This window comes from Paraburkholderia sp. RL18-101-BIB-B (assembly GCF_046026985.1).
GTDB lineage: Bacteria > Pseudomonadota > Gammaproteobacteria > Burkholderiales > Burkholderiaceae > Paraburkholderia.
Genome location: NZ_JARESV010000044.1, coordinates 19,997 through 32,761, shown reverse-complemented (window position 1 = coordinate 32,761; position 12,765 = coordinate 19,997). Strand labels below are relative to the sequence as shown.

Sequence of the window (12,765 nt, the reverse complement as noted above, 5' to 3'; positions counted from 1 at the left end):
GGAGTTCGGACCGGGCGGCAACAGCATTCGCTGTGAAGTGCTTATTGCAACGGCTATGCCATGTGCCATCAAACCCTTATGCCACCGTGATCGTTGCTGCGGCGCACCCTGCCCGCGCACTCTTCGCATCTCGCGTTGATTCGAATTCGACACGCACTTAGGCGTCCGCCGACGCGCCGCGGCGACGCGTAGCTGGCCGTTGGCTCGCCGGGCAATCCGCACGTCCCGCGTGGGGCCGGGCGCTGCGTCACATCCCGGTCAAATATGCCGATGCTTCGGAACCCTACCGGGTAGTCTCGACCCCCTGTCCGATGTGTCGCAAGCGTGAGACGAGGCAAATCCCGAACTACAGTTCCGTTTCACATTTGCCGTAAAACGAATTGAGGCGCTATGTGGGATGCCGAGCATAGCGGGACTTGACCGTCTATTTTTTTACCGCAAGCACAATGGGGTGATATGAAAAACGTTTCTGAATCCAGACTTGTTTGTATGGCGCTCGAAAGCGGTTTCGCTTATCGTTAAGCCCATGCGCCAAGAAGAGTGCTTGTATCAGGCCAACGAGGTTAAAAACGGTTTGAGTGATTCGGGGAAAAGATCGTGTGACGGTTACAACGGTGAACACCGTTCCCGCCATTCGTCCGATATGTAGCACCTCGCGGCTCGCGCCGCCCGCTCCATGCCCCCCGAGATTGCCGCTACCGTGAATCGTCACCGCCGGGCGTCGAGTCGCAGAACCCCAAAGCGGTGGATCAATCCATGTCCGGGTCCGCACACGCGGACCGGCTGGCTCAGTTGGCCGGAAGCCGGCATCTTGCCGGTCTGTTGGGTACGTCGCAGAACAGTCCTGAGAGCTGCATCAAACCGGGGGTAACATGAACACGACTTGCACGCCTGTCGACACGGAACGCACTGTTCTGTATGTGTCGAATTCGCCGGATCAGAAACTCGCCGCTTTTCTGGCGGCTTCTGGCTGGCAAGCGGTGCACGCCAAAAGCACGGCCGTCGCCGAGCGTATGCTCGAGCGCGGCAATATCAAGGTCGGCCTAGTCGAGCTGCCGGGCGACTGTACCTCACAGCATCTGTCCGCACTGGCGTCCTGCATGCGGCGCGTGGAAACCAACTGGGTCGCCCAGATCGCGCCGGGCCAGGCGGAAAACGAACTGGTCAGCCGTTTCATCCTCGACTATTGCTTCGACTTCGTCACGCGACCGTGGCTCAACGACCGGCTCGTGTTCGCGCTCGGCCACGCGCATGGGCTGTCGAGCCTGCGGCATGTGGAGGTCGCGCCGGAGCCGTCGCTCGGCCGGCACGGCATGGTCGGGCAATGCGAGGCCATGCAGCAGTTGTACCGGCGCATCGACAAATGCGGCGTGACCGACGCGCCGGTGTTCGTCGCCGGCGAATCCGGCACCGGTAAGGAACTGACCGCCAAGGCGATTCATGAACGCTCGCCGCGCGCCGGGCGACCCTTCGTCGCGATCAATTGCGCGGCGATTCCGCCGAGCCTCCTGCAAGCCGAATTGTTCGGCCACGAACGCGGCGCCTTTACCGGCGCGCTCCAGCGCAAGATCGGCCGGATCGAGAGCGCGCATGAAGGCACCCTCTTCCTCGACGAAATCGGCGACATGCCGCATGAATGCCAGGCGGTCCTGTTGCGCTTCCTGCAGGAAGGCACGATCGAACGGCTGGGCGGCAATGGCCCGATCAACGTCAACGCGCGGGTCATTTCGGCGACCCACGTCGATCTGGACAAGGCGGTCGAAGACGGGCGCTTCCGCTCCGACCTGTATCACCGTCTGTGCGTGCTGCGCCTCGTCGAGCCGCCGCTACGCGAGCGCGGCGGCGACATCAAGCTGCTCGCCAACTATGCATTGAGCATGTACAAACAGGACGGCGCGCGCAAACTGCGCGGTCTGTCGAGCGACGCGATCGTGGCCATGTCGAACTATCCGTGGCCGGGCAACGTGCGCGAGCTAATCAATTGCGTGCGCCGCGCCGTGGTGATGAGCGAGGGCCGCTTTATCACGGCAAGCGATCTGGGGCTGCCGGAAGCCGACAACGGGCCGGCCGTGACGCTGGCGGAAATCCGCAGCAAGGCCGAGAAGGACGCGATCGAGCATGCGTTGCAGCGGCATGGCTACAAGTTGTCCGAGGCGGCGACCGAACTCGGCATTTCGCGGGCCACGCTGTATCGATTGATGCACGCCAACCGGCTGCATCAGGAGCCGGCAGCCGGGCGCGCGTCGAACGCCACCGGCGGCGCGGATGCCGACGGCGAGACGGAGCGGCGGGCGCCTTCGCTGGTGTGAGCAGGTAAGTTCGGCGTCGCTTCTGCTTCGCTGGGTTCCGCCGGGTCCGGTCTGAACCTCGCTCGCCCGGATGATCGCGGGCCGCGCGCGCCACCATTTCGCGCGCACCATAGGGCGAAATGACGTGACAAGGTGCGCTAGCAGCGCCTGACGCATTCTTCGCGCCTTTCGCCGACACGCCGGCATTGCTATGCTGAAGGCCGTTCATCCATCCGGGAGCGGACTTGGCCGACCAGCACGTACCGGCGCTCGAGCGCCGTTCCTCGTCCGTCCTGCCCGCTCAGGCGAGCCCGTGCGACGCGCTCGTCATTCGCGCGCAACATCCCAGCGTTGTCCATCCGTGCCGGCGTAAAAAACTCGCGCTGGCCGCGACCATTCTCGGCTCGAGCATGGCCTTCATCGATGGTTCCGTGGTCAACGTCGCCTTGCCGTCCATCCAGACCGAACTGGGCGCGAGCGTGGCGGCGATCCAGTGGGTCGTCGACGCCTATCTGCTGTTTCTCGGCGCGCTGGTGCTGGTGGGCGGCTCGCTCGGCGACAAACTCGGCCGGCGCACGGTGTTCATCGCCGGAATCGGGCTGTTCACGCTGGCCTCGATCGGCTGCGGCCTCGCGCCGGGCGCCGCCGCGCTGATCGCGGCGCGCGCGGTGCAAGGCGTGGGCGCGGCGTTGCTGGTGCCGAGCAGCCTCTCGATCATCGGCGCGGTATTCGACGACAAGGAGCGCGGCCAGGCGATCGGCACCTGGGCCGGCGTCGGCGCGATCACCTCGGCGCTCGGGCCGGTGGCGGGCGGCTGGCTAGTCGATGCGTTTTCGTGGCGGGCCATCTTCTTTCTGAACGTGCCGATCGCGTGCGCGACCGTCGCGCTGGCGGTCATGGCCGTGCCCGACAGCCGGCAGGACGACGACGGCGATCCGTCAACCCCCGCCGCCGCCACCGGACATGCGGCGGCCGGACTCGACTTGCCGGGCGCGGTCACGGCCACCGCCGGACTGGCCGCCTTGACCTACGGCCTGACTCTCGCCTCGACGCATGGCTTCGGCAACCGCTGGGTGCTGGCGTCGATCCTCGGCGGACTGCTGGTGCTGATCGCCTTCGTCGCGCTCGAAGCGAGAACCCGCAATCCGATGATGCCGCTCGACGTGTTCCGCTCGCGCGACTTCGTCGGCGCCAATCTCGTCACACTGCTGCTTTACTTCGGCTTGGGCGGCGCGCTGTTCTTCCTGCCGTTCACGCTGATCCGCGCCTATGGTTACAGCGCGACCCAGGCGGGCGCGGCATTGCTGCCGGTGCCGGTCACCATCGGACTGCTGTCGCGCTTCACCGGCGGCCTGACGAGCCGCTACGGCGCGCGAGCCTTGCTGACCGCGGGGCCGGTCGTCGCCGCGGCCGGCTTCGCGATGCTCGCGCTGCCGTGGGTACGCGGCGAGTACTGGCGCGGCTTTCTTCCCGCGTTGACCGTGCTCGGACTCGGCATGACCATTACCGTCGCGCCGCTGACGACGACGGTGATGACCTCGGTATCCGCCGCCCGCACGGGCGTCGCTTCGGGCATCAGCAACGCGGTGGCGCGGGTGGCGAGCCTGCTGGCGATCGCGGTGCTGGGGATCGTGTTCGTGTGGTCACACGATGCGGCGCTCGCTGCGCGGCTCGATGCGCTGCATGTGCCGCAGGCGGCGCGCGCAGCGGCGAGCCTGGCGCAGGTCGGCATGGATTCGGGCGCTGGGACCGATGCGTCGGAAGGAAAAGTGGGCGCAGCAGCGGCAAGTGCCGCAGCGGCGCAAACCCACGCCGATCCGGATGCAGGCGTGGCCCAAACACATGCAGAACCGGCACGAGCGCAAGCCGAGGTCGCACAGGCACAAGCCGAAGCCTTGGGCGCGGCATTGCGAGCGGTGGCGCTGGTGTCGGCGTTTTGCGCGCTGGCGGGCGCAGCGCTGGCGGCCTTCACGATCCGCTCGCAACGGCCGCTTTAGATGCCCGGCGTCTGATTCATGACTCGCGCACGGCCACCATCCATAGTTCAGAGCGCGCTGAAACATCGCCGGCCGGCGCTCGCCATACTGCAGTCATGGTGCTTCAGACCACGCCTCTCAACCGACCCGGAGCTATGCACATGACAATTACCTGCTTCATCCGCTATCAGATCGATCCTTTCCAGCGCGATGCCTTCGACGAATACGCCCGCAACTGGGGCCGCATTATTCCGCGCTGTGGCGGCCACCTGATCGGCTACTTTCTGCCGCACGAAGGGACCAACGACATCGCGTGGGGCTTGATCGCGTTCGACAGCCTCGCGGCGTATGAGACATATCGCGCGAGACTGCGCGCCGATCCCGAGGCACGCGACAACTTCAAGCTGGCGCAGACGAAGCGCTTCATTCTGCGCGAGGAGCGCACCTTCACCGAAATCGTGGAAGGCACCTTGGGCGTGCCGGCGGTGCGCGCGTCGGCAGCGACGGAGTAATTGCGAGGGCTTGCGATTGCGATTGCGGCGGTGAAGGTATACGCACGGGCCGGGGGGAATTCCTGCGCGTCGCAGCCGGCATGGGACAATCGGATACTGTCTGACAGGCAAGTTTTTTGCTACCGCAAGGTGCCGCTGCACGGGGCTCGCCGGATTTCCGGCGCCTCGCGCCACGGCGGCTCAAGGAACTTGTACGGCCAAAACCGTGTCGGTTCATGGTCACGCCGCCGAACCGGTCCGTATGTATTGGCACAGCCGTCCGCATCTGTCCCCCGCTTTACACCCTATGCGCAAATTATTCCAGGTCTGGTTTTTCGTTCTTCTCGCCTTCATCACCGCGCCGGTTTTCGCCGCAACAGCGCCGGCCACGCCCGCGTCGTCGGCCTCCGGCGTCGGCGTCACGCTGACGCCGGAGCAGGCCCGCCAGGCTCTCGCCGTTCTCAATGACCCCACGCGCCGCGCGCAAGTCGCCGACACGCTGCAGGCCATCGCCGCCGCCGGCGCGCTGAGCGCGCCGCCCGCTTCCGCGCCCGCGGCCGCCTCGGCGCCCGCTGCGGCGAGCGGCGCCGCCGCCATCGTGCCGGCGGCGTTCAAGTCCAACGGCCTCGCCTCGCAACTGGCCCGCCAGGGCGCGCATTGGGCCGTGGACCTCGGCAAGTCGTTACGCAGTTCGGTCGCCGCGCTGCTCGACCTCGCGTCGGTCCGCGCCTGGTGGAACTGGCAATCGACCAACCCGCAAGCGCGCGCCGTGCTGGGCCACGTCGCGTGGTCGCTGCTGGCCGCGCTGATTCCCGCGCTCGTGCTCGAATGGCTGGCGCGCCGCCTGCTGCGCCGCGCCTACCGGGCGCTGGCCGCGCGCCGCGAACTGGCAGACGAAGACGACGCCGCGCAAGCCGACCTGCCCGTCGACGTCGCGCCACAACCCGCCGACGCGCCGAACGCCGCGCCGCCCTTGCCCGTTTCGCCGCCCTCGCCGGTGAGTACGGCAGAGGCGCGAGCCGCGGCCGTGCCGTCCGGCACATCCGCCGCGACGAAGGCCAAAGGCCGGGTCAACGAAGCCAAAGGCAAGCAGAACGCCAAACATCACTGGACGCTGCTGCGGCGCCTGCCGCGCGCGCTCCTCTCCATGGCGCTGCGGCTGCTGCCGCTCGTGGTGTTCGTCGGCGCGGCGAGCGCGCTGATGTCGATCTTCGCCGACGACGGCACGCCGCAAGACCGCGCGCTCGATTCGCTGGTCGACATCTACGTGCTGTGCCGCGTGATCGTGATCGTCAGCGGTTTCTTCCTGCAACCGGCGGCGCCGCGTCTGCGTCTGCTGCGCATGAGCGACGCGTGGGCCGCTTTCGTGCAACGTTGGATGGTGCGGATCGTCAGCGTGGTGGGCGTGGGTTCCGCGATCGCCGAGATCGCGCAGTCGCTCGGTCTGAACGACGCGGCGCATCTCGCCTTGATGAAAGTGGTCGCGCTCGCCGGCCACGTCATGATCTCGATCCTGCTGCTGCAATGCGCGACCCCGGTCGGCGAATTGATCCGCAAGCGCCTCGCCGCGCGCAAGTCGCTGGAGATGTTCGGCAACGTATTCGCCGAAGTCTGGGCGTGGGCCGCGGTGTTCGTCGTCATGGCGCTGTGGTTCATCTGGGCGCTCGACGTGCAGAACGGCTATCACGCGCTGCTGCATCTCGGCGGCATTTCGCTGGCGGTGCTGGTGGGCGCACGGGTCGTGTCGATCGTGGTGTTCGGGGCACTGGCCCGGCTCTTCAATGTGCAGGACGACGCGGCCAAATCGCTCGTGCATCAGCACGCGTACCGCTATTACCCGCTGTTGCGCCTCGTGGTGGCGTGGCTCATCGGCATCGTGACCGCGCTCGCGCTGTTGCAGGTGTGGGGCGTGCATGTGGGCGACCTGTTCCGTACCGGCACGATCGGGCACCGGCTCGCGTCGGCGATCATCACGATCGGCGTGGCGGCCGTGATCGCGCTGCTCGTGTGGGAAGGCGTCAACGTATCGGTCGAACAACGGCTGGACAGTTGGACCACCAGCGGCGACCTCGTGCGCGCCGCGCGCTTGCGCACCCTGCTGCCGATGCTGCGCAGCGCGCTCTTCTGCGCGATCGCGCTGGTGGTGGTGCTCACCGGTTTGAGTGAACTCGGCGTAAACATCGGGCCGCTGCTGGCGGGCGCCAGTATCTTCGGCGTGGCGCTCGGTTTCGGCTCGCAAAAACTGGTGCAGGATTTCATCACCGGCATTTTCCTGTTGATGGAAAACGCGATGCAGGTCGGCGACTGGGTCACGCTCGCGGGCGTGTCCGGCACTGTCGAATATCTGTCGATCCGCACCGTGCGGCTGCGCGGCGGCGACGGTTCGCTCTACACGGTGCCCTTCAGTTCGGTATCGACGGTGAACAACACCAACCGCGGCATCGGCAATGCGGCAGTGAAGGTCAATATCGTGTTCGGCGCGGATGTCGATCTCGCCATCAACACGCTGAAGGAAATCGGCGCCGCCCTGCGCGAGGACGACAAGTTCAAGGACGGCATTCTGTCGGACTTCAGCTTCTGGGGCGTCGATGCGCTGGACGGCTCGGCCATCACGCTGGCCGGCCAGATCCAGTGCCGCGACAGTGCGCGCTGGGGCGTGCAGCGCGAATTCAACCGGCGCATTCTCGACCAGTTCCGCGAGCGCGGCATCGAGATCGCGAACCCGCAGCGCAATCTGCTGACGTGGGACCCGGAAAGCGCACCCGCGAGAATCGAAGCGGATGACACACACAAAGACGCACCTGACGCAGTTGATGCACCGAAGGCCGCGCCGCCCGCCGCTGCGCCGTCGTCCGCCGCAGCGGCGCAGAAGGACGCGCCGGTGGAAGACCAGTTGCCCGTCGACCCTAAACCGGCTGGCGGCCCAGGAACGCCAGCAAATCCCGGTTCAACCTCTCCGCATGAGTGAAGTAAAAGCCGTGACCCGCGCCTTCATAGACATGCAGTGACGCGCCGGGTATCAGCGCCGCGGTGGGCCGCCCGGTCAGTTCGAGCGGCGCCGACGCGTCACGATCGCCATGCAGGATCAGCGACGGCACCTCGATCTTCGCCAATTCCGCGCGGAAATCGGTGATGGTCTGCACGCGGGCCAGTTCGAGCATCGCCTGATGCGAGGTTTGCAGCATCATGCGGATCGTCCAGTCGAGCGGCGCGCGCGACACGCCCGGCCCGAAGTACGGCGCCGCATTCGCCTCGATCCAGTCGGGAAAGGAACGGCTCAGCGCGAGGCGGCCTTGCTCGAATAAAGCGGCGTCGATGCCGTTCGGGTTGTCCTCGGTTTTCAGCAGATACGGCGTGGCCGCAGGCGCTATGAACGCGACCCGGGCGACGCGCGCCGAACCGTAACGCGTCAGATAACGCACCGCTTCGCCGCTCGCAATCGAATGTGCGACCAGGGTGACGCCGCTCAGATCGAGCGCGCTCAACACGCTTTCCAGATCGTCGGCGAGCGTGTCGAAGTCGTAGCCGCGGCCCGGATCGCTCGAACGGCCATGCCCGCGCCGGTCGTACGCTATGCAGCGGCAATCGAGACGCGACAGCGGTTCCATCTGGTACGCCCACATGTCGGAGTTCAGCGTCCAGCCGGAGAGGAACACCAGCGGCGTGCCCTGCCCCCAGTCGCGGTAGAAAAGACGCGTGTTGTCGGCGGTGCGGATGGTGTTCGGTTCGTCGGCGAGATACGGTGCGGTCGCGTTCATGGAAGTCTCCTTGCCTCAAGTGGGAGTCGTGATGCCGTGACGCCACTGTGCCGGGCGACGGTAGGCAGGTCGATTACCTGGGAGGTAAAGAGGCGCGCTAATAACGCGCCGGGCTGCCGCGCTATTGCACGTCCCACCAGCGCGGCAGCAACCGCCGCACTTCCGGCCGCCGGTAGCGGTCGTCGATCAGATGCACCACACCCTGGTCCTGCTCCGTGCGGATCACGCGTCCGGCCGCCTGCACCACTTTCTGCAAACCCGGGTACAGGTACATGTAGTCGTAGCCGTTGCCGAACTTCTCCTCCATCGTGCGACGCATCTGTTCGTTGATCTCGTTCATCTGCGGCAAACCGAGCGTGGCGATGAACGCGCCGATCAGTTGCTGGCCGACCAGATCGACGCCTTCCGAAAACGCGCCGCCGAGCACCGCGAAGCCCACGCCCTGATTCATGGTGCGAAAGCGCGCGAGAAACGCGTCGCGCGCCGCTTCGTCCATGCCGGGTTCCTGCGCCCAGACCGGCAAGTCCGGATGCCGCTCGCGCATCAGCGCGACCACGCGCTGCAAATACTCGAAGCTGCTCAGAAAGCCCAGATAGTTGCCCGGCTGCGCCGCATATTGCCGCGCGATCAGATCGACGATCGGCACGAGCGAACGCTCGCGGTCGCGCCAACGCGTCGATACGTTGCCGGCCACGCGCACCTGCAACTGTTCGGCGCGAAACGGCCCTTCCACGTCGAGCCATTGGGTTTGTTCAGGCAGGCCCAGGGTGTCGCGATAGAAATGATGCGGGTTGAGCGTGCCGGAGAACATCACCGTGGTGCGCGCGGCCGCGTAGCGCGGCGCGAGGAACGGCGCGGGAATCACGTTGCGCACGCAGAGCGTGGCATTCGTTTTGTCGCGCGGCGCGTAACGGTCCGCGGTCAGCGTGAGATCGAAGATCGAATGCTCGCCGAACTGCTCGGCCAGCGCGACGAAATGCATCGCGTCGAAGAAAAAGCGCAGCGACGCTTCGTCGATGGAAAGCGGTGCTTCCGCCAGCTGATCGGTGACGGCGCCGATCAGATTCTGCGCGGCCGAGAGCAGTTTGCCGGGGACGTCGGCATAGACCTGATAGGTCGCGGTCTGCGCGCGCTTGACGGCGTTCCACTCGCGTTGCAGCCGTTCGAGCGGCTTGCGCAAGGTGGCCGGCGCCGTTTTGCGCGCGAGCCGGAACGTCGCCTGATCGAGCGACGCGGTGTACATGCGGCGCGCGCGGTCGAGCAGATTGTGCGCCTCGTCTACCAGCACGCCCACGCGCCACTGGTTGATCTGCGTGAGCGCATACAGCATGGCGCTGCTGTCGTAGTAGTAGTTGTAATCGCCGACCACCACGTCGGCCCAGCGCGTGAGTTCCTGCGCCAGGTAGTACGGACAGACGTCGTTGGCGAGCGCCGCTTCGCGCACCGCCGCGCGGTCGAGGCGCGGAGCGGCCAGCGCCGCGCTGCGGGCCGCGTCGAGCCGGTCGTAGAAGCCCCGCGCAAGTGGACAGGATTCGCCGTTGCAGGCTTTGTCGGGATGCTCGCAGGCTTTGTCGCGCGCGACCAGTTCGAGGGTTCTCAACGGCAGGCGCGTGACGCCTCGATGGAGCGTTTCGATCGCATCCAGCGCCAGCGCGCGGCCTGGCGTCTTGGCGGTCAGGAAGAACACCCGGTCGATCTGGTCCGACGCACACGCTTTAAGCAAGGGGAAAATCGTTGCGAGCGTCTTGCCGATGCCAGTCGGCGCCTGCGCCATCAACGGCTTGCCGTCGCGTGCCGAACGATACACCGACACCGCCAGCTCGCGCTGTCCGCTGCGAAACTGGCCATGCGGAAACTGCAGCGCGTCGAGCGCCGCATTGCGCGCGGCCCGATGCGCTTCTTCCTGAACTGCCCAATCGAGAAACCGCTCGCATTGCTCGACGAAGAAAATCTCCAGGTCGCGCGCGGTATGCGTTTGCGTTAGCAACACTTCTTTCTGGGTGCCGATATCGAAGTACACCAGCGCTACCGTCAATTCCGTGAGTTCGCGTGTCCGGCACAGCAGATGTCCGTAGACGAGCGCCTGCGCCCAGTGCAGCGTACGGTGATTGGCCGGCATTCGTTCGAGATCGCCGCGATGCGTCTTGACCTCTTCCAGCCGGTTCGCGCTCGGGTCATAGCCGTCGGCGCGGCCGCGCACGGTCAGGCGGCGATGCGTGCCTGTCAGCGTGATTTCGGTTTCGTAGCCGTTCGCGCGCCGGCCGGCGACCGTCATGTGGCCCGCCATGCCTTCGAGCGAGGTCGGCGCCGGCGTGAAGCGCAGGTCGAGGTCGCCGCGCCTTGCGGTGAATTCGCACATCGCCCGCACGGCGACCATGTAGGTCATGCGGTGGCCTCGGTGGTGGCTTTGGCGGCGACCTCGATGGTGGCCGCGGTGGCGGGTTCGGCAGTGGCCTTGGCGGTGAGCTCGCCGGTGGCCTCGGCGGCAACCTCGGTGGCGGCCTCGGTAGCAACTTCAGCCACGCCACCTCCTTCCGCGACTACGGCTTCATCGGCCCAGCGCACGTCGAGCACGCGTACCGGCATGCCGTGCTGCGCGCAATACGCGAGCCAGCGAATCTGATTGTCCTGCAAGCGGTCGCCGGGGCCTTTCACTTCGATCAACTCATAGCGACGCTCGGCCGGCCAGAATCGGATCAGATCCGGCAAGCCGGACCGATTACCGCGAATATCGCGCAGCAAACGCTCGAACCACAGTTTCAGATGTGCGGCCGGCAGACAGTCGAGCGCCAGCGCGACGAGTTCCGGCGTGAGCATCCCCCAGAACACGAACGGCGATTGCAGCCCCGCCTTGCCATGCAGATGCCGCAAAATCGTCTCGCGATAGACGCCGCTATCGAGTTGTTCGAGACACCCGGCGAACTGATCCGCGCGGCGCGCATGAAAATCCGGCGCGTGCAGATCGGCCGGACCACGCTGGAACGGATGAAAAAACGCCCCCGGCAACGCCGCGAAAACCGGCTCCCAGCACAGCAGCCCGAACAACGAGTTGATCAGCGCGTTCTCGACGTAATGCACCGGTGCGGTCTCGCACGTCAAATGGTCGCGGGCGACGTACTCGACCGGTATCGGCGCCTCGGGCCGCGGCAGCACCAGCGCGCTGCGCTCGACCGGACGGGCCGCCGGCACACGCGCGACCGCCTCGCCACGCTTGCGCTGCAAACGCGGCAGCATGCGCGCGAGGCGTTGCGCCTCTTCTTCGCTTTCAGGCGCCGCGGAGGCTTGCAAGGCCAGCGCGAAGGCATCGTCGAAACGCTCGCTGCGTTCGAGCACGCGCATGCGCCGATGGCGCGCGCCGGGCCACGCACAACGCTCATAAACCGCGAGCGCGGCCGCCCAGTTCTGCCGACGCTCGCACAGATTGCCGATGCGGAACAGCAATTTCGCGCGCCGCGTCTCGAGCCAGGGGTTGGCAGTCTCAATGGCGGCGACCGACGTGACAAGCTCGTGGATTGCCGCCGCTTCCGCGTCGCCACTGGGCAGCCATTCGAGCGCCTCGCGGCACGCATGCAAGGCGAGATAGACGTCGACGTCCGCGCGCTGCTGGAACGCACGCGACGAAGGCGCGAACGCCACTTTCTCGTACTGGAACACACCGAGGTCGGCGAGCACGAACTCCGACCACTCCTGCTGCAAATTGCCGAAGAACATCAAACGCAAACGTTCGCAAAGCGGCGCGATCGCCACGTGAAGGACGCGGTCTTCAGTTCGACCGTGCCATGCCGAAAGCGGGCGCGCCGTGGCACCTTCCTCGTCGCTCTCACTCGCATAGAAAGGGCGCAGTGTTTCCAGCAGGTCCGGTTTGCGCAGGCTCCTCGCGCCCGGAATCAACGCGATGGTGTCCGCGAAAATCTCCATCAACTCGGCACGCGTGGTGAGCGAGAACAACTCGTCGAGCGTCAGACACGGTTCGGTATCAACCCAGCCGAGCGCCGCGATCGGCGCGGCCGCCTGCAACGGGCAGCCGATCTCGTCGTAAGACAGGCGGCTCGCGCGGAACAGCGTACCTTTGCGCATCAGCATGCGAACCAGCAGCGCGCGCGAAGACTGCGGCAACGCGGCGAACTCGCGCAGAAACGCGCGTTCGTGAGTGTCGAACACATCGTCGTAACGCTGCGCGAGCCACGCCAGGGCGCGCTCGAAGTTCAGCAGATAGTAGAGAGCGTAGGGAGAGACAGGTGTTGCCACGGCA

General features: G+C 66.2%; 7 protein-coding genes. 4 read left to right on the top strand and 3 right to left on the bottom strand.

What is annotated here, in order from left to right:
• The first annotated feature begins 872 nt into the window (after positions 1-872).
• The 4 genes from P0D73_RS36620 to P0D73_RS36605 all read left to right on the top strand — a co-directional run bounded on the left by P0D73_RS36620 (position 873) and on the right by P0D73_RS36605 (position 7,723).
• Complete coding sequence (locus P0D73_RS36620) at positions 873-2,309, top strand: sigma 54-interacting transcriptional regulator (protein ID WP_408435054.1); 1,437 nt, start codon at positions 873-875, stop codon at positions 2,307-2,309.
• Positions 2,310-2,533: 224 nt separating this feature from the next.
• Positions 2,534-4,285, top strand: coding sequence for an MFS transporter (locus P0D73_RS36615; RefSeq protein WP_408435052.1), 1,752 nt, complete (start codon positions 2,534-2,536; stop codon positions 4,283-4,285).
• A gap of 140 nt (positions 4,286-4,425) precedes the next feature.
• Complete coding sequence (locus tag P0D73_RS36610; RefSeq protein ID WP_408435050.1) at positions 4,426-4,776, top strand: NIPSNAP family protein; 351 nt, start codon at positions 4,426-4,428, stop codon at positions 4,774-4,776.
• A gap of 286 nt (positions 4,777-5,062) precedes the next feature.
• Complete coding sequence (locus P0D73_RS36605) at positions 5,063-7,723, top strand: mechanosensitive ion channel family protein (RefSeq protein WP_408435048.1); 2,661 nt, start codon at positions 5,063-5,065, stop codon at positions 7,721-7,723.
• Here the strand turns inward: P0D73_RS36605 and P0D73_RS36600 are convergent.
• The 3 genes from P0D73_RS36600 to P0D73_RS36590 all read right to left on the bottom strand — a co-directional run bounded on the left by P0D73_RS36600 (position 7,662) and on the right by P0D73_RS36590 (position 12,761).
• Positions 7,662-8,513 (bottom strand): alpha/beta fold hydrolase, encoded by an 852-nt coding sequence (locus P0D73_RS36600; protein ID WP_408435046.1) that lies wholly within the window; start codon positions 8,511-8,513, stop codon positions 7,662-7,664. The two genes, P0D73_RS36605 and P0D73_RS36600, sit on opposite strands and share 62 nt — an antisense overlap.
• A 121-nt stretch (positions 8,514-8,634) precedes the next feature.
• Positions 8,635-10,899: an ATP-dependent DNA helicase gene (locus P0D73_RS36595; RefSeq protein WP_408435044.1), complete on the bottom strand. Its 2,265-nt coding sequence runs from the start codon at positions 10,897-10,899 to the stop codon at positions 8,635-8,637.
• Positions 10,896-12,761, bottom strand: coding sequence for a VRR-NUC domain-containing protein (locus tag P0D73_RS36590; RefSeq protein WP_408435042.1), 1,866 nt, complete (start codon positions 12,759-12,761; stop codon positions 10,896-10,898). Before P0D73_RS36590 ends, P0D73_RS36595 begins: the two co-directional genes overlap by 4 nt.
• Between the last annotated feature and the right edge of the window lie 4 nt (positions 12,762-12,765).